The sequence below is a fragment of the Streptococcus sp. HMSC061E03 genome (genome assembly GCF_001813505.1).
GTDB lineage: Bacteria > Bacillota > Bacilli > Lactobacillales > Streptococcaceae > Streptococcus.
The window spans coordinates 395,423-416,839 of record NZ_KV812784.1 but is presented as its reverse complement, the minus strand read 5'-3'; the positions used below and the strand labels follow the sequence as shown (position 1 = coordinate 416,839).

Here is a 21,417-nt window from a genome sequence, read left to right as displayed (position 1 = left end):
GTCAGCGAACTTCGAAGAAGTTCCATGACTAAGTTTTGAGCCTAGTGTCTCAAAACTTCCGAGCACCTGAAACACAATGGTTCAGGTGCTTTTCTCACGGCGGAAAGCTAAGCATATAGCTCGCTTCGCTCGTTTATAGCAAAGCTAAAAACTATATAATGATGTTCTTGATTGTTTTAAGAGCTTCATTCTTACAAATCTTCTGCTTTTAGGGGTTTGACGTCTTTAAGAAATGGGTGGTTCTTGTCTGCTTCTGAGACTTCTGCTTCTTCCAAGTTTTCCCATTGGATGTCTAGGCTTGGGTCTGCGTAGTTGACAAAAGCATATTTTGGTTTGAGTTCCAATGCCCAGTAATCATTGACTAAGTATGTATAGGCAACTTTGTCTGTCAAAACTTGGAACCCATTGGCTACACCACGAGGGACGAAGATGCCTTTTGAAGCATCGATCACGGTTTGGTAGGTGTTTCCAAAGCTATCGCCTTCACGAAGGTCTACCCAAGTTCCAAGAACCTTGCCTTCATCTGCTACAGAGATGTACTTGTCCCAAGGCTCTGCATGCAAGCCACGCAAAACATTCTTACGAGAGAATGAAATATTGTTTTGCAACTTGCCTTCTGCAAAGAAGCTTTCAGGGAAACCAAGGGGAAGCATTTTCTCTTTTTGGAAGTTTTCTTTAAACCAACCACGGTTGTCCCCGCGCACTGGAATATCAAACTCCATCAAGCCTGGGATGGCTTCAATTTTGCGGGCTGCTAATTCTTTTTCGAAAAATTGTTCTGTCATTAAGCTTCTCCAATCAAACGGAGCAAGTATTGTCCGTATTCGTTTTTCTTCAGTGATTGCGCTAATTCATGGACTTGTTCTTTGGTGATATAACCCATGCGATAGGCGATTTCCTCAAGGTTAGCCACTTGGACATTTTGCAAGCGTTGAACAGTTTCGATATATTGAGAAGCTTGCAAGAGGCTTTCGTGAGTTCCAGTATCCAACCATGCAAAGCCACGGCCCATGAGCTCAACAGAGAGATCTCCACGCTCCAAATAGGCCTTGTTAACATCAGTGATTTCAAGCTCTCCACGAGGGCTTGGTTTGATGTTTTTGGCAATTTCTACCACATCATTGTCATAGAAGTAAAGTCCGGTCACTGCAAAGTTGGATTTTGGATGTTCTGGTTTTTCCTCGATAGAGATAGCATTCATATCCGCGTCAAACTCTACCACACCAAAGCGTTCAGGATCTTTAACTTGGTAACCAAAGACAGTCGCTCCTTTTTCCTTCGCTTCTGCCCGTTGCAACATCTTGGTTAAGCCATTTCCGTGGAAGATATTGTCCCCAAGGATGAGGGCAACATGATCGTCACCGATAAAGTCTTCCCCGATGATGAAGGCTTGAGCCAAACCATCTGGACTTGGTTGCTCTGCATAAGAGAGAGAAATTCCTAGTTCAGAGCCATCTCCAAGAAGCTCTTCAAAACGAGGAAGGTCTTGAGGGGTCGAGATGATCAGGATATCTTTGATCCCAGCCAACATAAGGGTTGACAGCGGATAGTAGATCATCGGTTTGTCATAAATGGGCATCAATTGTTTAGAAGCCGCACGTGTCAATGGATATAAGCGAGTTCCTGAGCCCCCTGCTAAAATAATACCTTTCATAATGTTAGGCCTTTCTACGTAGTCATTACCCTTATTTTATCATGTTTATATAAAAAAGTCACCTTGCATTTGTGTTACAAGGTGATGACAGGAGATGAGTGTTGTAGAATTGTTCGCATTGGTCTTACTCATGATTCAAATAGATTACTGCTCCTTGACTGAGCCGTCTGAAAATCTTACCTTGTATTAGAGCCCACTCAACCACTGCGTCTTGCTCGACAATCAAAAAACAATTGAGAGGCTAGGACTTTTGTCCCAGCCTACTTCTTCACATATTGTTCAACTTGATAATCCGCTGGATCTAATCGCAGGTTTCCTCCTGCTACGAGTTGGGCTAGATGCCAACCAATGAGGGGACCAGTTGTGAGTCCGGACGAACCTAGTCCACTAGCGACATAGAGGCCTGCTTGATCAGGAACAGTTCCCCAGAATGGTGAAAAGTCACTAGTGTAGGCACGAGTTCCCACGCGCTCCCCGATAACTTCTGCTTGAGCTAGTTCTGGATAGTAAGACAGGGCTTCTGTTTCCATCTGATTCAGCAAAGCCTGATCCACTGTCAGGTCAAAGCCCATCTCATTTTCATGAGTGGCTCCCATACTGATCTTGCCCTGCTGAAAGGGAATGATATCCAGCTCTCCTTCTGGCATGACCACAGGAAAGTCATCAGTATCTCGGTCTAGCTGATAATCCCGCAGTTGCCCCTTTTGCGGACGGACATCAACTTGGTAGCCAAGTGGCTCAAGGATTTGCCCCAACCAGGCTCCTGTTGCTAGGATAACTTGGTCATAGCTTTCTCCTGCAATCTGATAGCCATCATCTGAGACTGAGAGAGCAACCTCTTTCTTGATTACTCTTGCCCCACTGGCTTCAAGAAGAGTTGACGTCAGAAAGGCTCCCTCTACATGGGCCCCACCCGAGGCATAAAGGAGCTGTTCAAAGCCTTGCAGACCTGGGAATTGTTGGCCCACTTCTTCTTTGGTCAAGATCGCCAAGTCTCCAATCAAGGGAGATTCTTCCCGACGACTCTGCGCCAACTGATAGAGTTCCTCTAATTTTTCCTCATTTTTCTTGAGGAGATAGACGCCGGTCTGCTGGTAAAAATCTGTTTTAATTCCGTCCTTGGCCAGTTCTTCTACCAATTCTTGGTAAAAATCTGCTCCCAGACGAGCCAGGCGATACCAAGCCTTATTCCGCCGTTTGGAAAACCAGGGGCTGATAATACCAGCCGCTGCCTTGGTTGCTTGGCCGACTCCATGGTCGTAGACGGTCACATCCACCTTTGCTTCTTTGGATAAATAATAGGCTGCAGTGGATCCCACGATCCCTGCACCGATAATGGCAACTTTCATCATGACCCCTTAGATATGGTAAAAAGGATTGGTACTGGCTTGACTGCCAATCACTTCAATCTCCCAGGCTTCCTCAGCCTTCCACTGATTGAACTTTCCTACTAGTTTTGACACAAAAAGAACCTCGATATGGTGCCCGGGATCTAAGGCCAAGAGGCCATCGCTCAGCATGTCCTGAGCCGTGTGGTAGTAGATATCTCCTGTGATATAAACATCTGCTCCCTTGGCGAGAGCATCCTTGTAAAAGGACTGGCCACTTCCTCCACAAATGGCGACATGCTTGATAACCCGATCCAAATCCGCCTGATCATAACTGACTATGCGCAAAGCATCCAAGCCAAAGGTTTCTTTAACCTTGTCAGCCAACTGGCCAAAGGTTTGAGTAGCTACCCGACCGATCCGGCCGATTCCGAGCCCTTCTCCTGTCATACTGAGGGGCTCTGTATCTTCAATTTCCAAGAGCTGGCAGAACCAATCGTTCAGCCCATCTGGGACAATGTCAATATTAGTATGGCTGACGTAGACCGCGATATCGTGCTTGATCAAGTTGATATAGATCTGATTTTGAGCCCGGTCAGCTACCAAATCTTTAAGCGGGCGGAAAATCGGTGCGTGCTTGACGATGATCAAGTCCACCCCATGGGCGATAGCTTCCGCCACCGTCTGCTCGCGGATATCTAAGGCCACCATGACCTTATGAATGTCTTTTTGTAGCGTACCGACCTGTAGCCCACGGACATCTCCCTCCATGGAAAGCTCCTGAGGACAGTAGGCTTCATAGCGTTTAATGACTTCACTTGCTAGCATTTAGGACCTCCTTGATGTGAGCGATGCGCTCTTCTAACGATGCTCTGGCAGATTGATTCTCAACTGGTACCTGCTCCAAGGCAAAGGCTAATTTCTCCACTTCCTTGGACCACTTTTGGACAAAGGCTGGAGCTTGTTCCTGCATCAAATAGGGACCAAAGCGTAGTTCCTTGGCTGACAACTCTTGAGAACCCTGTTCCACCACGAGGATCTCATAGAACTTCTCATTTTCTTCCAAGATGGCTTCATCAACAATGCGGAAATCATGGTCGACTAACCAAGCCCGCAGTTCATCTTCCCGATTATTGGGTTGGAGGACCAAGCGAGAGACACTGGCTAATTTCCCAAGACCTGCGGCTAGGATATCTGCAATCAAGCGTCCTCCCATGCCAGCAATGGTGATACAGGAAATGCCATCTGTTGGTTCAAAGGCAGCCAAACCATTGGCCAAGCGGACTTCAATCTTGTCCTCTAAACCATTATCGGCGACATTTTGCAGGGCAGACTGATAGGGTCCCTCTACCACTTCACCAGCAATAGCAACCTCAATCTTACCTTCTTGTAAGAGGGAGATTGGCAGATAAGCATGGTCACTCCCCACGTCCAACAGACGCGCTCCAGCTGGGACGAAGCTAGCCACCAAGTCTAAGCGATTTGATAATTTTGTAAATTCCATGTGCTTCTTTCTATACTTTTATTCCATCCTTTAGTATACCATGTTTGCACCATTAAAAAAAGGCGCAACGGCGCCTTTTCATTATGCATCAATTTCCTTATAGTTTACTTCCAAGCCACGTTTCACAGCTGGGCGATTGGCGATTTTCTCTGTCCAAGCCTGCAAATGCTTATATTCTTTCACATTTAGGAAAATTCCTGCACGGTCCCAGACCTTGTCTTGGGCTAGACGGCCATACCAAGACCAGATGGCAATATCTGCAATGGTATAGTCATCCCCTGCGATATAAGGTTTAGTCGCCAATTCCTTGTCCAGTAGGTCCAATTGGCGTTTGGCTTCCATGGCAAAGCGATTGATAGCATACTCGATTCTCTCCGGCGCATAGTGGAAGAAATGACCAAAGCCTCCCCCTAGGAAAGGTGCAGCTCCTGTCTGCCAGAAGAGCCAGTTGAGCACTTCTGTCCGTTTAGCAGGATCTGTCGGGATTAATTTGCCAAATTTATCGGCTAGATACAGGAGGATATTGGCCGATTCAAAGACCCGAATCGCTTCCTCTCCTGACTGATCCAACATAGCTGGAATTTTCGAGTTTGGATTGATGGCTACAAAGTCACTTCCAAACTGATCTCCCTCGCCAATCTTGATGCGATAAGCATCATAACCAGCTTCCACTCCCAGCTCTTTCAATTCCTCCAGCATAATGGTAGCCTTGATCCCATTGGGTGTTGGAAGGGTATAGAGTTGGAAAGGCTGGTCACCTTTTGGAAGAGTTTGTTCAAAGCGGGCACCTGCTGTTGGTTGGTTCAAGCCACCCCAAGCTCCTCCCATTTGGCTCGGTGCTTCCCATACTTCTGGTAATTGATAATCTGACATCTTTCTTCTCCTTTATTTCGCTACTCTTAGCATATCAAATCTCGGGCTCCCTTTCAAAGATCTGCTACGCGAAGGTTACTTGACTTTTTTTGTCAAAATGATAGTATAGAAAAAATACAATTTTAAGGAGAAAACCATGTCCACGATCGATTTTCATAGTTTGGCAAAGACAGAACTTCACTGTCACTTAGACGGTTCCTTGTCGCTTCCAATCATTCGCCAACTGGCAGCCATGGCCCATATTGACCTACCTGCTAGTGATGAAGAGCTCAAGCACCATGTCACCGCACCTGCCCACTGTGAGAATCTTTTGGACTATTTAGAGGCCTTTGACTACATTCGGCCCCTCCTTCAAACCAAGGAAGCCTTGACCCTTGCTGCTTACGATGTGGCCAAGCAAGCTGCTCTCGAAAACGTCGTCTACATCGAAGTCCGCTTCGCACCAGAATTGTCCATGGACCAAGGACTCACCGTCCCAGAAACTATCGATGCTGTCTGTGATGGTCTACGCCAAGCCCAGGAGGAATTTGGCATTGTTGCAAAAGCCTTGGTCTGTGGCATGCGCCAATCAGATCAAGAACTCACATCTCGTATCCTTGCCGAAGCAAACCAAGTTAGTTATCAGGATTTTGTTGGTTTTGACTTTGCCGGGGATGAGCACAACTACTCTCCAGAAGATATTCGACCTCTAATTGAGCAAGTCAAGAGTTACCATCGTCCTATGACGCTTCATGCAGGTGAGTGTCATTGCCCACACTTTGTTGCCCAATCGATTGCATTTGGCATCAAACGCAATGGCCACGTGACGGCTCTATCTCATGAACCAGCCTTACTCCAATCCTTTATTGAAAATGGGGTCACTGGTGAACTCTGCTTGACCAGCAACCTACAAACAAAAGCAGCACCGACTATAGAAGATTTCCCTTATTTGAAAATGAAGGCGGCCGGAGCTCGGATCAGTATCAATACCGATAACCGGACTGTATCTGATACCGACCTCACCAAGGAATACGCCCTCTATCATCAGCATTTTCAAACCAAGGAAACTGACTTTTACCAACACAATATCGATGCCATCCAGGCTTCCTTTGCTAGTGAGGAGGAAAAACAAGAACTCCTTACCAAACTAAAAAAAGCCTACGCAGACCATCTATAAATGCAAAAACTAGCACTTTTATAAAGTGCTAGTCTTTTTCTATTTTGATACGGATTCATACACGGCCATATCCTGTGGAGTCAATAAGCCAGTGTAAAAGCCATCAACATTGATCGCAGCATACTTAGTTAGGCTCTCATAGGTTTGAATGGTATGAACATAGACCCGTTTTCCAAGTTTATGTACCTGTTCGATAAACTTAGGAGTTAAGCGAGAATCGTCGATAGGGACGGTCACCGCCTCGATTTCCTTGTGCTTGGCGATAAAATCCAGCACTTCTTCTCCACTATCTGGTGAGGCGTAGAGCGTATAGATCACGTGCTTGAAAGGATAAATAGATTCGATTTCTCCGAACATCTCTTGATGATAAATTTGTGGAATCACACGATCCAATAGTTCTTTGTCTCGCTTGTTTGCTTCTGAAACAAGTTCTTTAAATTGTGTAATCCTATCTTCCTTAGAGATTTCCATCGATTTGATATCTGTCACCAACACCATATCTCGATTAATTATCATTTGATCAAACACATCCCCTATTAACATGGTCGTAAAGCGACTTGGTGTTTCTGGGGAACCATAACCCTGAAATTTCTTCCATTCCTTAGAAGAAGGTGCGACATCATCTTTGTTTCCAAAATGGTGCCAATCATGAACTGCAGCTAATTTCTTGTCACTAGTCAAATTAAAATCCATTTCAAACAAGCGATGGCCGAGATTGTAATTTTGCCGTAAAGCCTCTAAGGAATTGGTATACTTCGTATTGTACTCCTTCTCCCGGACCGTCCCTCCAGCGTGGGCTATTAGTCTTGGAGAAACCCTTAGCCAATCTTTCTTATTAACCTTGGTGTACTGCACGAAACCATATTGGTTAGACAGCTGGCCATTGGTCAAACGTTCAAGTGTTTCCTTATCCACATAGGTTTTCTTCCAGAAAGTTGTCTCTTGATGGGCTTTAAAGCGATAATGATTTTTATCAAATACCTTTGTTTTTGCGTTCCACTGGATGTCAATGATTACATTGGCATCTTTTTTACGAAATCCTGTCTTCGTTTTGGTATAGCCAGCCTCTAGTAGAGTCTCTTCTACTGGGTACAGGCCCGATGTTAATAGGTTGGTCCGTACGTAGTAAAAGCTGATCATGCCAAACAATAAAAACAATCCGACCACTAACATAGTCGGATAGAGCCATCTAAATCGTCTGCGTCTGTTTTTATCTCCCCATTTCAATTGATCAATCGTCTCCTCTTAATCCTTCCACAAATCCATGGCCTTCAAGAAATCATCTGAAACTGTCACATTGCGTGGATTAGCCTGTTCACGCTCTTGCAGTTTCGCCTCTACTTGGGCCAGGCTGTTGATGCCTTCACTGCGCCAGTTGCGTAAAATGGCTTGGATATATTTCCAGTGAGGCTTGCCGTTAAAGACAGCTTCTCGTAATGCTGCCTTGATCACATCTGGATCTGTCTGATCCTCGCGTACTGTCTTAGTCAGGTCTTCAATCTCAAAAGGCGTCAAGAGTCGTCCCAGTTCTTGTTGGAAGGTTTCCACCAAGTCCTTGATGACATTTCCCTTAGCAGGCGCGCTTTGTGCCTTCCCTTGTGTCTGGGCTTCTAAAATCTCATCCAAGCGCTCCAGGGCAATGGTCGCATCAAAGATGGCTTCAATCTCGCCATTGAGCTCAATAGTCCGGTATTGAAGGAGTCCCTTAGTGGTCAAATTGGACATAATCCTATTGACCTCTGTCACCGTTTTTCCCAGATGACTAGCAATCTGATTAGGTGTCAAGGCCTCTTGGCCGGTCGTATTTTGAAGGAAGAAAAACTGCCAAACCAAGTAGTCATCTGCTTGGTCAAACAATTCATGATAATGAAAAAGCAAGGCACTTGGAAGAACCAAGTTGCCATACTTAAATGCTTGTGAATATGTCATAATTCCCCTTTATAGGTAACCATAAAATGAAATATCTTTTTCCAATTCTTCCAAGCGGTAAGGTGTTTCTTGATAAACCGCATAGTTGATCCAATTACTAAAGAAGGTCGTCGCAGCTAGATTCCAACGAATGCGAGGCTCTGTATTAGCGTCATCCCCATCAAAGTAATTCTTGGGAACATCCGGATCCAAGCCTGCCTTGACATCTCGGTGGTATTCTTTTGCCAGTGTATCGCGATCATACTCCAGATGGCCAAAGCTATAGACCTCACGCATGTCTGGACTGGCAATGATGGAAAGCCCAACTTCATTTCCTTGCGCGATCACTTGAAGATTGCTCTTTTCAAGGACTTCCTTCAAAGGAATATCTGTATAACGAGAATGAGGGGCAAGGAAGCGATCGTCAAAGCCTCTCATAAGCAGACTATCTGGACGCACCACTGCTTGGTCATAGATACCCGATAGCTTATCACAGAGCTCTACTTTTTGAATCCCGTAACGGTGGTACAGTCCAGCCTGGGCTCCCCAACAAAGGTGCAAGGTAGAAAAGACATGCCGCTTGGACCATTCAAAGACCTGGGTTAATTCTTCCCAGTAGTCTACTTCTTCAAAGTCCATCTTTTCGACAGGCGCCCCGGTCACAATCAAGCCGTCATAGTAATTATCCTTGATATCCTCAAAGGTCTTGTAGAAGCTCTCCAAATGCTCAGCCGCTGTATTCTTGGATTCATGGCTCGCCATGTAGAGGAAATCTACATTGATCTGCAAGGGCGTGTTAGCAAGGAGCCGTAAGAGCTGGGTTTCTGTCGCAACCTTGGTCGGCATCAGATTAAGAATGAGAACATTCATCGGCCGAATATCCTGGTGAGTCGCCCGAACATCATCCATGACAAAAATATTTTCTGAACGAAGGATATCGACTGCTGGTAATTTTTTATCTAGAGTAATTGGCATAAAAAGCTCCCATCTTACAAGTTCTTAACTTACATTATATGATAGGAGCTTATAGTTTTCAATTATGGTTTTTCTGTAGCTAGCTATAGCATTAGACTATATTAGTAATGCATCAAGACTTTGTAGTCGTAATCGCCGATCGCTTCGCGACCTTTCAATTCATCCAACTCGATCAAGAAGGCACACCCTGCAACGACCCCACCGAGTTTTTCGATCATTTCGATGGTTGCTTTCACCGTACCACCAGTCGCCAAGAGGTCATCAACGATGAGGACACGTTGACCTGGTTTGATGGCATCTGCGTGCATGCAGAGGGTATCCACACCGTATTCTTTTTCGTAGTCAGCAGAGATGACTTCACGTGGCAATTTACCAGGCTTACGAACAGGCGCAAATCCAATTCCCAACTCAAAAGCGACCGGACATCCAACGATGAACCCACGTGCTTCAGGACCAACGATCATGTCAATTTTCTTATCCGTTGCGTATTGAACGATTTCACGAATCGCATAACTATAAGCATTGCCATCTGCCATCAAGGGGCTGATATCACGGAAGGTAATTCCTTCTTGCGGATAGTTTTCAATGCTTGCAATGTAATCTTTTAAATTCATAGTTAACTTTCTTTCATAAAAAATTTTTTACATTCCATTATATCATGAATTCCACTAACTTGCATCATTTTTTGCCAAATCATTTTCCCAAGCTCCCGCGTCAAAAGCAAAAATCCCACATCCGAAAAAAGATGTGGGATTGAGTTCTAAAAAAACTTACTATTCTTCTATCAATTTGTTGTACTCGATTTTCATATCTCCCAAGTTTTTCAGGGAATAACGGGAGCTTCCATTTTTGAACCAGGTACCAAGGATGTATTGTTCAGCGACTTTCTTACTTTGGTCTCGAAGCCAAGCACTGTCTTTGCCATAGGTGGCAAGTTTCTCAAGGAGTTGCTGGTCTTTGTAGCTTGTCTCATTGATTGTCAGATAGAGGTCACTTTGGTAAAAATCTTTTTAGAGGCGTTATATTCAAATATCAGATTAACTGAGGTACTTTCATCTAATTTGTATTTGTACAGATAGAACCAATCTGCAGTGCCTCTAAACATAGTAACAGCTAGATGCTCCTTTCCACCAACGATTTTATCAGAATAGGGAAAAGTCTGAAATCCTTCATCTTCCTTCCAAGGAGCTTCACTTCCGATTGTTTGAGTGTAGGACTTGACAATCATATTTCGCATCATCCCACCATTTTCAGAGTAAACAATCTCCTCCATGGGGTTCTTGAGACTCAGGTAGATTGCTAGCCAATAAAGAGCTAAAAGTAGGATAGGAGTAAGCCAGAGAAATTTTTTTAGGTGTCTTTTCATGAGACCTGACCTGTCAGGTAGTCGTAGATTTCACGAACCGTTCCAAGAGCCATCAACTCCTGTTCTTTAACGGTTTGTTTGAGGTTTTGGTAGATGCTGCTCTCTGCGATTTCTCGTTTTTCTGCTTCTTTATTGACCTTCATGATGCCATTTTCAATGGTCACGAAGCCCAGCTCTTGGAAGATCTGAATCATTTTGACCAAGAGGATCTGCTGGATCTTGAGATAGGCTGCTAGGTCTTTGAGTTTGTAGCGGACATCAAACTCTGGGTACTGGTAGATGGTCTTATAGAGCTTGGCATACTGGTCCCTGCTACCGTATCCTGTCAAATAGTAGGCTTTGTCGATCTCATTTTTGAAATAAACGGCCTGGAAATCATGCTCTTGGAAGATTTGCCGTAGTTGCTCTAAATCCTCAGGAATATTTCCAACCACCACAGCGGATGCCCCTGTCAGATCTGGCAGTTCTTTAGTAAAATCAAGAACGGGAACACCTGCGGGGAGGCTGGCATTTTTGGAGCGGATATTAAAGAGCTGCACGCCGTCCACACGCGCATCAACCAGCATGAGCTGAAGAGTCGTTTGACCATTCCATTGGTTGACCGACAACTGCACAGCTAGCTCTAGGTCTTGCGCCTGTGCAAACTCTGCCTCTAAGCTTCCCAAGCCAAAGGCAACCACCTCAAAGGTCGCATCTTCTTGAGAAATTTTGAGTTTCAAGTGGGTATTGCCGGCTCCCATCGAGCGCGCCCCTTCTACCTTGAAATTACGGACCAGAAAGACGGGCTTTTTATTGTCCATTCCAAAAGGACTCAAGCGATCAAAGCTTTTCAAGGTTTCAAGCGTGAGGTCAGTTAGATACAGTTCCTCGTCGATGGCTAAGCTAGACTTACTGCTGAGATCAATCTTTTGCTCTCTAATGTAATCCGTAAGAGCCTGAGACAAGGCAGGAAGTTGGTCCACCTCCAGCGTCATCCCTGCTGCACCAGCATGTCCTCCAAAGGCGACAAAGAGCGACCGGTGCGGATCGAGGGCGTCAAAGATATTGACCGACTCAGGACTCCGAGCGCTTCCTTTAGCCCGCTCATCTTCGATGCTTAAAACAACAACTGGCTGATGAAGCTCTTCTAATAAACGACCGGCGACAATGCCAAGAACTCCTGGATTCCAGCCTTCTTTGGCCAAGACCTGAGCGGACAAGCTAAGGTCGACCATGGTTTTGGCTTCATCGTAGATGCTTTGGACAATCTCTTTTCGTTCTTCATTCTTCTGATGAATCATGAGGGCAATCTCGTGCGCCTCTTCATCGTCAAATCCTGTCAGGAGTTCAATGGCCGGATTGGGATCATCGAGGCGTCCAAGGGCATTGAGACGAGGAGCAATCTGAAAACCAACTGTTTCTTCATTGACATCCTCCGGACGAATCCCTGCAATCTCCAGGAGTTCCTGCAAGCCCATGCGCTGGGTATGTTTGAGAACGCCCAGACCGTATTTGACCAGGATCCGATTCTCATCTGTCAGGCTGACCATGTCAGCAATGGTCCCAATTGCTACCAGGTCTAAGAGATCGACTGGTACTTCCTCTAGGAGGGCACAGGCCAACTTAAAGGCCACACCACATCCTGCTAAATAATGGAAGGGATAATCCGCATCTGGATGCTCCGGATGAATGATCGCATATGCATCCGGTAAAACCTCTGGCATAGAGTGGTGATCCGTCACGATGACATCGACTCCCATCGCTTGGGCCATGGCAATGGCTTGATTGCCCGCGACCCCATTGTCCACCGTGACAATCAGGGAAATGCCTTGCTGCTCGATAAAGTATTTGTAGACACTCTCATTGGGACCATAGCCGTCTGTGAAGCGGTTAGGTAGGTAGACTTGCACCTCTGCTCCCATCTGCTCCAAGGTTTCCTTCATAATAGAGGCCGAGGTCATCCCGTCCGCGTCATAGTCTCCGTAGATGAGGATCTGCTCATAATCTTCGATGGCCCGTCGGATGCGCTCCACTGCCTTGTCCATATCATGGAGCAAATAAGGGGCGTGTAGCTTCTCCAGTTTGGGTTCTAAAAAGTCTTCTAAATCCTCTTTGGTCTGAATGCCACGCTCATACAGCAAGGTTGCTACGGACGCTTCCAGGCCTGCTTTTTTGGCAAGGGCTAAAAAGGCCTCATCTGCACTTGGCAAAGCTAACTGCCAATCGTATTTTGAAGTGATCATCTAGCTTTTGGTCTCCTCTTTTTCTTATCTGAATATTATAACATGAAAGGCTAAAATGGCGGGAAATAAAAGGTCGACCTATACAAAAACCAAAATCAACATTTTTCCTTATTTTTGTTGCATTTAAGTTGACTTATCACACTAAAAGAATATAATAATATTGATAATAATCTTTTAAATATGCAATGGGATGATTATTCTGTTAAGTTTGCACTGCTTATTATCATTTTATATTATGAAGCGTAAATTTCTTCCGTTTTTCTATCGAATCATTGTTTTTAGAAAGTTTGTTTCAGGTCCAACCAATCCTCTAGTATGGACAGACTAAAGATAGGATATTGAGGTATGCCCCCATATTTTCTCAATAGAGGTCAGGTCCTTCTTCTCTAAATACATGTTCAAATAAAGCAACTGATTGTATGGAGCAAAGATCAGGAGTTTTTCAGTTTTAGGAGATATCACTATATAGAAAAACTTTACGAAATTTATGCAAAAGAAAGGAAATGAGGCCAATTGAAATTTCTATATAAAAAGATAGTTGCATTTGTAGCTATCATCGCCGTGGTAGCCTTAGGCTTGTCTGTGATCAAACCTGTTAGCGCGGCTACTGTTTCACCAACTGTTACCAATTTAAAGGCTCAGGCAAGTGGACAAAAGGTTACCTTTTCATTTGACTGGGATTTAACTGGGAAGTCAGTTAAAGAAGGCGATACGTTTACCATTGATGCTCCAGAAGGTGTCAATATCACTGAAGTTGCAACCCAATCACTCCAAGCAAATGGAGCTGAAGTCGCAACCATTTCGATGACAAACAAAAAGATTACTTTTACTTTTAAAAAAGCAATCGAATCCATGAACCAAAACGTTAAGGGGGGCTTCTCATACAAAGCAGAATGGGACAATACTCCAGGAAATCCTGGCAACAAGACTGCCACTTCTAAGGTTGGTTCCGAATCCGTTGTCATCACACGTCCTGATGGTCCTGGAGTATTTGAATCTGTGTTGAACAAGTACAACCTTACTGGTGACTATGTAACTAAGCAATTCAAATTAGATGCATCTGAAAACTATGCATGGTTAAATGTTGGAGATGACTACTATCTGACAAAATGGTTCATCCGTATCAACGGAGATGGTAAGAAACAAGCCATCACAAACCCTGTTGTGTCAGATAAAATCCAAGCTCCTGCAGTCGATTACTCAAAAATCACTTTTGCTCCTGCTGCAAACCATGCTGCAAATGAATTCTTTGTAGGAACTTACTTGAAACCATCCTTCACTTTAAGAAAAGGTGGACAAGTGGTTGCTTCAGGTTGGGATTTCTGGAAACATGTGAAATTCGATGCAGATGGCAATGGGTTCACTGTAAACTTATCTGATGTTAGTGATGTATTCAAAACAGCATCTAGCGATGAATTGATCGTTGAATACCAAACATTGATTCCTAAGACAACTATCCGTGTTGATAACAACGCTACTTTGACTGCTGATGAAATCAAAACACCACAAACAGATCCTGCATTTTGGAACAATACAGAATTGAACTTCTGGGTAACTGGTGACAAGACTGTTACAGTTCAAAAAGAATGGGTTGGCGATAGCGAATCTGATCGTAAAGACATTACTGTTCAATTATTGGCCAATGGTCAAAAATTAGATGGAATGACTAAAACATTAACAAAAGATTCTGGTTGGTCTGCTGAATTTTCTAAATTACCAGGGATTAAAGATGGACAACCGATTGTTTATTCAGTAGAAGAAACGAATACACCTGATGGTTATACTTCAAAAGTTGAACCAATTAATGAGTCGAATGTTATTAAAGTTGTAAACACTTCAAACAAACCAAAAGTTACTGAAACTACTGCAAATCTTGTTGTTAAGAAAGCTTTCGAAGTAGCCGGTGATCAGGAACATACACAACTTCCGATTACAGAAGGTCAATTCGAATTTGTCTTGAAAGACGAAAACAACAAAGTAGTCGAAACTGCCAAGAACCAAGCAGACGGCACTGTCAACTTCAAGTCTCTAACCTTCAATAAGGAAGGTAGCTATACATACACTATCACTGAAAACAAGGGTACGGATGCTACTATCAACTATAGTACACAAAGCATCACGGCTACTGTCGATGTGAAAAAAGAAAACGACAAACTCGTCGCTACTGTCACTTACTCAGGTGGAGATGGTGAACAAAAAAATACGATCACCAATACTCAAAACAAACCAAAAGTTTCAAATGCTAAGGTGACCTTAAACCTTCAAAAAGCATTTGAAGGTGGTGAACTCAAGGGCGATGACTTTGAATTTGTTGCAAAAGATGCAAACGATAAAGTTGTTGGTACAGCTAAGAACCAAAAAAATGGTTCGATTACTTTTGATAACATCACTGTAGACAAAGCAGGGACATTCAAATATACCATCACTGAAACAAAAGGTACGGACAAAACCATTACCTACAGTGATAAAACTATCACGGCTACCGTTGTAGTGGTTGAAAAAGACAATGCCTTGGTTGTAGAACAAATCAGCTACTCTGATGGTCAAACTGGCACAGATACGTTCACCAACAAAAAAGAAGCTCCTAAAACAGAAAGTACAACAGCTACACTTCAAGTGAAAAAGCTCCTTAAAGAAGGTGAAGCAACCTTACCGTTGACAGACGATCAATTTGAATTTGTCTTGAAAGAAGGAAACAATACCCTTGAAACTGCCAAAAACAAGGCAGATGGTTCTGTAACCTTTAAGGAACTTTCTTATACTGCAGAAGGAACACACACCTACACCATCACCGAAAACAAAGGTACGGATGCTTCTATCAGCTATAGCACACAAACCATCACTGCTACAGTTGAGGTGAAGAAAGCAAACGATAAACTCGTCGCTACTGTGACTTACTCAGGTGGAGATACTGAGAAAGGTGATACGTTTACAAATACGAAAACACCTCCAACTCCTATTCCTCCAACAGTGAAACCAACGTCAGCTCAATTCAAGGCTAAAAAAGTATTGGCGATCAATGGTACGAGCGATCGTACATTGAAAGCAAATGAGTATACTTTCCTTCTCAAGGATCAAGCTGGTACGCTCGTTGATACCAAGACAAATGGTGAGAATGGTGATATTCTCTTCAATCCAGTAAGCTTTAATGAAGCTGGTACGTTCACCTACACAATTGTTGAACAAAAACCAGCTACACCAGAATCAGCGATCACTTATGATGAATCTGTTCATACTGTAACAGTGACTGTCACTAAGGATGCAAGTGGACAATTGAATGCGGATGTGCAATACGACGGTAAGAAAGATACTCCTACTTTTACCAACACGTATACACCTCCGACACCTCCAACTCCAAGTGAAAAACAAATTACCACAAGTAAGATTTTAGAAGGTCGTGACCTTCAAGGTGGTGAATTTAGCTTTAACCTCTTGGACGAAAATGGAACTGTTCTTCAGACAAAACAAAATGCTGCAGATGGTACAGTGACATTTGATGCGATCGCCTACACTGAAGCAATGATTGGTACTCATAAATATACCGTTAAAGAAGTCGTACCAGCTGATCAGGCAAACATCCAATATGATGAAGGTCAAGTGGATGTCACAGTTACCGTAACAAAAGATGAAGCATCAAATGCTATCCAAGCAGTCGTTGCTTATGGAGATAAGAAAACCTTTATCAACAAGGTGATCCCACCAACTCCACCAACAATTGATATCCCTGAATTAAAACTCTACACACTTAAAGTGCGGAAAGTGAATGAAAAGGGTGATTATCTTGCTGGTGCAGTATTTGGGCTCTTTGAAGCAGATGGGGTTACACCTGTTGCAAACCCATATGGACAAGGCCAAGCGCAAGCGATTTCTGGACAAGATGGACTTGCAAGCTTTGTTGGATTTGAAGCTAAAGAGTATGTCATCAAAGAGCTCTCTGCTCCTAGTGGTTATCAACTTTCAGATACAGCCATCAAGGTTTCTGCAAGTGACTTTGCTTCAGCTACAAACCTTGTCGTTGATAAAGGAAACGTGGTGAATAAACTTCTTCCACCTCCACCATCAACAGATATTCCAAATATACCAACACCAAGTAATAGCAAACCTAAAACTCCATCACCAAATGGAGATAAGCCTAAGCCTAGTGACAAACCTAAATCTAGTGAAACTCCTAAATCTAGTGACAAGCCTAAAGAAAGTAAACGATCCCTTCCTTCAACAGGAACGGAAGATCATTTAGGACTTCTTGTAACTGGTTTGACATTCGTCGCTACAGCTATTGCTTCTATGACACTTAAGAAGAAGGAAGACTTCTAAGCAACATGAAAGATCTAGTCAAACATGACTAGATCTTTTTCTTGTATTCGGTTACTCAATTCTGAATATTTTGATCTTCATAAAAAATAACTTTCCCATCTTTAACTTTGAATGAGTAACTGATGGAATCAGCATAACTACCTTTGGAATAGTAGAAATCATAGGCTCCATCCGGTAGTTTGCTAGCGTCTAATTTTTTGGCTGCTGCTTTTAAGTCTTTTTCCTTAACGGATACACCATCCTTTATATAAATGGTCATAGTGATTAATTCTTGATCGATTAAGGTTTGAAAAGGGATTTGATAGTAACCAGCAAAGTCCTTTTTCCCTTCTTTGAGATTTTGACTTGCGATACTATCTAGAATTTGCTCCTTCTCATCACGGTTGGAGTTAGATAAAAAACCAAAGAAATTAATAGGAAGACCTAGAGATTGCTTCTTTAATTGACTCTCAATTTCCTTCTCCTTCTTTTGGACAGATTGCTGCTTCAAGTACGCTTCCTTATACTCTGGAAAATGGTCGCTAGTTGTATCTGTCCAATCATTATGAAACACCGTATCCGTTTCTAATGTCACTGTTTGTCCATCATAGGTTTTCTCAGAGTAGGTATAAGACACATGATAAGTTGGGATTTCCAAAGCAGTCCAATCCAGTTTGTTTATGGCCACATCCCCATGCAGACCAACCTTAGCAAGCTCACTGCTGACAACTTCCTTCGCTTTTTTATAATCACTCGGTTTCATGATCTTACAACTGGAAAGAAACAGGCAACAAAGAATAAGTGGAATTCCTGCGAATAGTTTGAAATAGTTGGGCTTCATAGCCTGACCTCCTTGCTAAATCCGACCTAATCGATTAATTTTTTACATCATATGGAAACCTTTTTTTAATATCTTCTTTCATCTTTTTATTAGGAATTTTCTCTAAATCCATATATTTGAAGAATTCTTCATCATTTTGAACGACATGAACCTTCCCATCTTTAGTATACTCAGCTGGTATGGTCAGATCACCGAAGGACTGACCAAAATCTCTAGAGACCACGTAGTTCTGTACTTCATATAAGCGTCTCAGCAATGAGAACTCTGTAGTATCCTGACTTTGATTTAATTCCTTTTTAAAATATTGGAAAAATTCTTTTTTATTATTCGCAAGATGCTCTTGCCCATCTTTTGAAAATTCTGCTGGTATCTTATGATACCGTAGGACATCATACCATCCACCTGAACGCTGCTCTGGAACTTTATAAAGCAGTTCCAAAAATGAAATATCAAAGTTGAGATCTTCTGGTCCGAGAAAGTATAGGTAGGCATTCTCCCCTTTTGTATATTCTTCACCCCATTTTACAGTAGTTGGATTATTCCCTTTGCTTAAAATCGAATATACTTTCGGATAGAGTGTTTTCAATGGGATGTCCTTAGCCTCATCACTACGATCTGTAACTAACAAACGTGATTGTTGGAGCTGCAATCGTCCTCCTTCAAAATTGTATTCAAATGGATGCGACTCTTTATAACTTTCTAGACTTTCTTTTTGAACTTGTTTATAATCTTTGCCTGATGAGGTTTTCCAAGCGATCTTTCCACTTTTAACATTCATTAACCCTATACGAGATTGATACTCTGTTTGTACATAGATATTTCCAGGTTCTACAATATATTTGTCTTTCTTATCGACAAGAATATCAATCGGAATGTATGTTTCTCCATCATCTGTATCCAACAACATAGAAGAAACTTTAACAGATAAGGGGATATAATTCTTATCCATATCTCGTACTATCTTAAAAACATCATATGTTTTCTTCACTAAGCGCTTGTCCTTGGTATCATAGACATCAATGAGCCAGTACTCTCCCTTTTGTGCTTTATTTGTAGTTAGGTAAGGAACTTGATTACCACGAATATAATATTGAAAATAGAGACGTGGGTCAGATTTTAATTTGTAACTTTCTTGTGCAATGTACCGTTCACTATTTCCACCATTTATAAACCATTCTACTTTAACTTTTGAATTATACGAATATGCTTCCAGCGCCTCATCCACTTCCTCTTTATTATCCCATTGAATGGCTACTGCTTTCCCACCTGCAATAAATTGGGAGTCAACTATGTTTGGACGAGGTTTCCAAGTTACAAATTGTGATATATCACGCTTATGAATTTCATATTGGATAAACCATCCACCTGCTAGAGTAACAAGTAATACAAATATCCAAAACTTGATTGATTTAAAAATCTTCTTCATTCTCTCTTTTCTACTTCCTGTCCGCATTTTTTCCCTTATTTGTTCGTCAGTTTTCTTTAAAAGTTTTCCGATTTTTCCAACCACATATGAATAAATTTCTTTAATAATATATTGACAACTGAAGCTTCTTATAATTTCTTAAACTAACTAACTTTTACAATAAGCTGACTAAAGATTAGGATTCTCCTTTATTTTGGAATGACCCATTTTGCATCACCATAAACAACCGTAAATGGTCCATCCCCATCTGTTAAATAGTTAATTTTATATATACCAGATTCTCCTGCTTCAAGGACTGTTGGCTGTTTGTAATTTAAAGTGTTATTCAACATATAAGCAGATTTTGCATGTCCATCATAGAGATCTACATTTGTATAATCTGGAGTATTTTCAATACGGAGAGGTGTTGTATTCGATAGGGTGAATTCGACGATCAATCGATGTTGTTTTTTCCTTGTATCGATACGGTCTTGATCATCCTGAACATCCAAATTTGGATCGTCTGTTACACTATTCAGTGTAACTTCTAAGCCATTAGCAAATACAACTGGCTCTCCAATTGCATATTTTTTGACTGGATTTTGTGGGTTAAAATCTTTTAGTTTTTCACTTACCTTTCCTTCATCAGTGATGCTATCAGTAATGATGGGCCAAAAGATACTATTATCATTTCCACCTCCAGATTGATTAGCTTTCTGCATTTGTTGAGGAATTTGTAACAAGAGTGCCAAATTTTTAGTATCAATTTGGACTTTACCTTGGTTGGTCACCTCCATTTCGATCGTCATTTCCGTACTACCACTCATACTACCGGTTGAAAAACGCGCATTAAAATTTTCCTTAACTAAATGTTGTAAGATGCTAGAAAGCATTATATAAGAAAGATGGTCTCCTCGGTTGTCTTTTTCAGCATAGTTCTCGTGTAGTTCATCTAACCAAGCATACATGGTCTCATTTGGATTATTGGGATCAACACTCAATCTGTACCCTTTTCCTCTTGGTAATTGATTTGGACTATAGACTGGTGTTTGAATTTTTAGGACTACCTTATTCTCCCTAATTGCATATCCCTTTAATTCGTAACTCCTTTCAGTGGGGAGAGCATTGGTCATTAATTTTAAATACATAGGACCATAGATTTTGAGCGGATATTTTTCTCCTAGATACTCAAAATAAGTATTTGAATCAAAGGTCCTATTACTTTCTTCTATTTTAGGAACAATATAGTCCTTCCAGATCCGGTTATACATTTCTTCCTGACTCATTACTCCACTAGCCTTGACTACTGTGTCCATTTCATCTTGGTCAATGTAAATTGCTTCAACTACTTGCAAAGCTTTTTGAACTTTTCCCTCTTCATCGAGAGGAGCTTCATTTTGTTGCAGACTATATTTAGAAATCCCGTCACTCGGAGCTGATCTCATATATGAAGGATCATGATCAAATGTTCTGTATTTATTACCACTCTTAGCATCCCAATCAAATGATGCAGCTGGTCCAGTTTTATCAAAATGGATATTTGTTCGATCGATTTTCTTCTGTACTTCTTTATTCGAAGAACCTTGTTTTTCTACAGTTCCTTGTTTGCAGGCACTCAAACATACTGGTATAAGTACCGAACATAAGACAAGGACCCATTTTATTTTCTTCTTCATTTCATCTCCTCCTATTCTCTTCCTCATTTTACCATCAAACTCCCCTTTTGTCAGTCAAATAGATAAGAGGCTGGGACAAAAGTCCTAGCCTCTCAATTATTTTTGGATTGTAGAGCAAGACGCAGTGGTTGAGTGGGCTCTACTAGGCTGATTTCATCAGCTTTTACAGCCCTACTCTCAACTATGCGGAGGTGGGACGACGAAATCGAATTCTAA

General features: G+C 42.2%; 18 protein-coding genes. 2 read left to right on the top strand and 16 right to left on the bottom strand.

Going from position 1 to position 21,417, the window contains the following annotated elements; genetic code table 11:
• Positions 1-191: 191 nt before the first annotated feature.
• The 6 genes from HMPREF2917_RS02205 to yghU all read right to left on the bottom strand — a co-directional run bounded on the left by HMPREF2917_RS02205 (position 192) and on the right by yghU (position 5,359).
• Positions 192-785 carry a dTDP-4-dehydrorhamnose 3,5-epimerase family protein gene (locus HMPREF2917_RS02205; protein ID WP_070588869.1) on the bottom strand — a complete coding sequence of 198 codons (594 nt, stop codon included), beginning with the start codon at positions 783-785 and terminating at the stop codon, positions 192-194.
• Positions 785-1,654: a glucose-1-phosphate thymidylyltransferase RfbA gene (gene rfbA, locus HMPREF2917_RS02200; RefSeq protein ID WP_003002772.1), complete on the bottom strand. Its 870-nt coding sequence runs from the start codon at positions 1,652-1,654 to the stop codon at positions 785-787. The genes HMPREF2917_RS02205 and rfbA overlap by 1 nt, the downstream gene beginning before the upstream one ends.
• Positions 1,655-1,914: 260 nt before the next feature.
• The gene (locus HMPREF2917_RS02195; RefSeq protein ID WP_070588868.1) at positions 1,915-3,006 is read right to left on the bottom strand and encodes an NAD(P)/FAD-dependent oxidoreductase; all 1,092 of its coding nucleotides are present in this window, start codon (positions 3,004-3,006) and stop codon (positions 1,915-1,917) included.
• 6 nt (positions 3,007-3,012) lie between these two features.
• Positions 3,013-3,810 carry a Nif3-like dinuclear metal center hexameric protein gene (locus HMPREF2917_RS02190; RefSeq protein ID WP_070588867.1) on the bottom strand — a complete coding sequence of 266 codons (798 nt, stop codon included), beginning with the start codon at positions 3,808-3,810 and terminating at the stop codon, positions 3,013-3,015.
• Positions 3,797-4,486: a tRNA (adenine(22)-N(1))-methyltransferase gene (locus HMPREF2917_RS02185; protein WP_070588866.1), complete on the bottom strand. Its 690-nt coding sequence runs from the start codon at positions 4,484-4,486 to the stop codon at positions 3,797-3,799. The genes HMPREF2917_RS02190 and HMPREF2917_RS02185 overlap by 14 nt, the downstream gene beginning before the upstream one ends.
• Before the next feature lie 81 nt (positions 4,487-4,567).
• A complete protein-coding gene (yghU, locus tag HMPREF2917_RS02180; RefSeq protein ID WP_070588865.1) occupies positions 4,568-5,359 on the bottom strand; it encodes a glutathione-dependent disulfide-bond oxidoreductase in 792 nt (263 codons plus the stop codon).
• Positions 5,360-5,495: 136 nt separating this feature from the next.
• Here yghU and add point away from each other — a divergent pair, with 136 nt between their 5' ends.
• A complete protein-coding gene (gene add, locus HMPREF2917_RS02175; protein ID WP_070588864.1) occupies positions 5,496-6,515 on the top strand; it encodes an adenosine deaminase in 1,020 nt (339 codons plus the stop codon).
• A 39-nt stretch (positions 6,516-6,554) separates the two neighbouring features.
• Here the strand turns inward: add and HMPREF2917_RS02170 are convergent, their stop codons facing one another.
• The 7 genes from HMPREF2917_RS02170 to recJ form a co-directional block, all read right to left on the bottom strand.
• Positions 6,555-7,742: a glycerophosphodiester phosphodiesterase family protein gene (locus tag HMPREF2917_RS02170; protein WP_041818291.1), complete on the bottom strand. Its 1,188-nt coding sequence runs from the start codon at positions 7,740-7,742 to the stop codon at positions 6,555-6,557.
• Between the two features lie 18 nt (positions 7,743-7,760).
• Positions 7,761-8,444, bottom strand: coding sequence for a DnaD domain-containing protein (locus tag HMPREF2917_RS02165; protein WP_003002696.1), 684 nt, complete (start codon positions 8,442-8,444; stop codon positions 7,761-7,763).
• A 9-nt stretch (positions 8,445-8,453) separates the two neighbouring features.
• Positions 8,454-9,398, bottom strand: a complete 945-nt coding sequence (metA, locus tag HMPREF2917_RS02160; protein ID WP_003011482.1) for a homoserine O-acetyltransferase MetA — start codon at positions 9,396-9,398, stop codon at positions 8,454-8,456.
• A 101-nt stretch (positions 9,399-9,499) separates the two neighbouring features.
• Complete coding sequence (locus HMPREF2917_RS02155; RefSeq protein WP_003007878.1) at positions 9,500-10,012, bottom strand: adenine phosphoribosyltransferase; 513 nt, start codon at positions 10,010-10,012, stop codon at positions 9,500-9,502.
• Positions 10,013-10,171: 159 nt separating this feature from the next.
• Complete coding sequence (locus HMPREF2917_RS11625; protein ID WP_256324259.1) at positions 10,172-10,375, bottom strand: TipC family immunity protein; 204 nt, start codon at positions 10,373-10,375, stop codon at positions 10,172-10,174.
• A 2-nt stretch (positions 10,376-10,377) separates the two neighbouring features.
• Entirely contained in the window at positions 10,378-10,764 is a 387-nt protein-coding gene (locus HMPREF2917_RS02150; protein WP_256324243.1) for a TipC family immunity protein, read from the bottom strand.
• The gene (gene recJ, locus HMPREF2917_RS02145) at positions 10,761-12,986 is read right to left on the bottom strand and encodes a single-stranded-DNA-specific exonuclease RecJ (RefSeq protein WP_070588863.1); all 2,226 of its coding nucleotides are present in this window, start codon (positions 12,984-12,986) and stop codon (positions 10,761-10,763) included. Before recJ ends, HMPREF2917_RS02150 begins: the two co-directional genes overlap by 4 nt.
• Before the next feature lie 513 nt (positions 12,987-13,499).
• Between recJ and HMPREF2917_RS02140 the strand changes: the two genes are divergently transcribed.
• Positions 13,500-17,300: a Spy0128 family protein gene (locus HMPREF2917_RS02140; RefSeq protein WP_070588862.1), complete on the top strand. Its 3,801-nt coding sequence runs from the start codon at positions 13,500-13,502 to the stop codon at positions 17,298-17,300.
• Between the two features lie 55 nt (positions 17,301-17,355).
• Here the strand turns inward: HMPREF2917_RS02140 and HMPREF2917_RS11620 are convergent, their stop codons facing one another.
• The 3 genes from HMPREF2917_RS11620 to HMPREF2917_RS02125 all read right to left on the bottom strand — a co-directional run bounded on the left by HMPREF2917_RS11620 (position 17,356) and on the right by HMPREF2917_RS02125 (position 21,201).
• A complete protein-coding gene (locus tag HMPREF2917_RS11620; protein ID WP_256324242.1) occupies positions 17,356-18,120 on the bottom strand; it encodes a hypothetical protein in 765 nt (254 codons plus the stop codon).
• Between the two features lie 34 nt (positions 18,121-18,154).
• Positions 18,155-19,630, bottom strand: a complete 1,476-nt coding sequence (locus HMPREF2917_RS02130; RefSeq protein ID WP_141751525.1) for a hypothetical protein — start codon at positions 19,628-19,630, stop codon at positions 18,155-18,157.
• Positions 19,631-19,734: 104 nt separating this feature from the next.
• Positions 19,735-21,201 carry a hypothetical protein gene (locus HMPREF2917_RS02125; protein ID WP_256324241.1) on the bottom strand — a complete coding sequence of 489 codons (1,467 nt, stop codon included), beginning with the start codon at positions 21,199-21,201 and terminating at the stop codon, positions 19,735-19,737.
• Positions 21,202-21,417: the final 216 nt, after the last annotated feature.

Bases quoted from the DNA above. Each gene is read 5' to 3' on its own strand.
- recJ (WP_070588863.1), bottom strand. From the start codon at position 12,986: ATGATCACTTCAAAATACGATTGGCAGTTAGCTTTGCCAAGTGCAGAT.
- HMPREF2917_RS11620 (WP_256324242.1), bottom strand. From the start codon at position 18,120: ATGAAGCCCAACTATTTCAAACTATTCGCAGGAATTCCACTTATTCTT.
- HMPREF2917_RS02165 (WP_003002696.1), bottom strand. From the start codon at position 8,444: ATGACATATTCACAAGCATTTAAGTATGGCAACTTGGTTCTTCCAAGT.
- HMPREF2917_RS02195 (WP_070588868.1), bottom strand. From the start codon at position 3,006: ATGATGAAAGTTGCCATTATCGGTGCAGGGATCGTGGGATCCACTGCA.
- HMPREF2917_RS02125 (WP_256324241.1), bottom strand. From the start codon at position 21,201: ATGAAGAAGAAAATAAAATGGGTCCTTGTCTTATGTTCGGTACTTATA.
- metA (WP_003011482.1), bottom strand. From the start codon at position 9,398: ATGCCAATTACTCTAGATAAAAAATTACCAGCAGTCGATATCCTTCGT.
- rfbA (WP_003002772.1), bottom strand. From the start codon at position 1,654: ATGAAAGGTATTATTTTAGCAGGGGGCTCAGGAACTCGCTTATATCCA.
- HMPREF2917_RS02150 (WP_256324243.1), bottom strand. From the start codon at position 10,764: ATGAAAAGACACCTAAAAAAATTTCTCTGGCTTACTCCTATCCTACTT.
- yghU (WP_070588865.1), bottom strand. From the start codon at position 5,359: ATGTCAGATTATCAATTACCAGAAGTATGGGAAGCACCGAGCCAAATG.
- HMPREF2917_RS02185 (WP_070588866.1), bottom strand. From the start codon at position 4,486: ATGGAATTTACAAAATTATCAAATCGCTTAGACTTGGTGGCTAGCTTC.
- HMPREF2917_RS02190 (WP_070588867.1), bottom strand. From the start codon at position 3,810: ATGCTAGCAAGTGAAGTCATTAAACGCTATGAAGCCTACTGTCCTCAG.
- HMPREF2917_RS02155 (WP_003007878.1), bottom strand. From the start codon at position 10,012: ATGAATTTAAAAGATTACATTGCAAGCATTGAAAACTATCCGCAAGAA.
- add (WP_070588864.1), top strand. From the start codon at position 5,496: ATGTCCACGATCGATTTTCATAGTTTGGCAAAGACAGAACTTCACTGT.
- HMPREF2917_RS02205 (WP_070588869.1), bottom strand. From the start codon at position 785: ATGACAGAACAATTTTTCGAAAAAGAATTAGCAGCCCGCAAAATTGAA.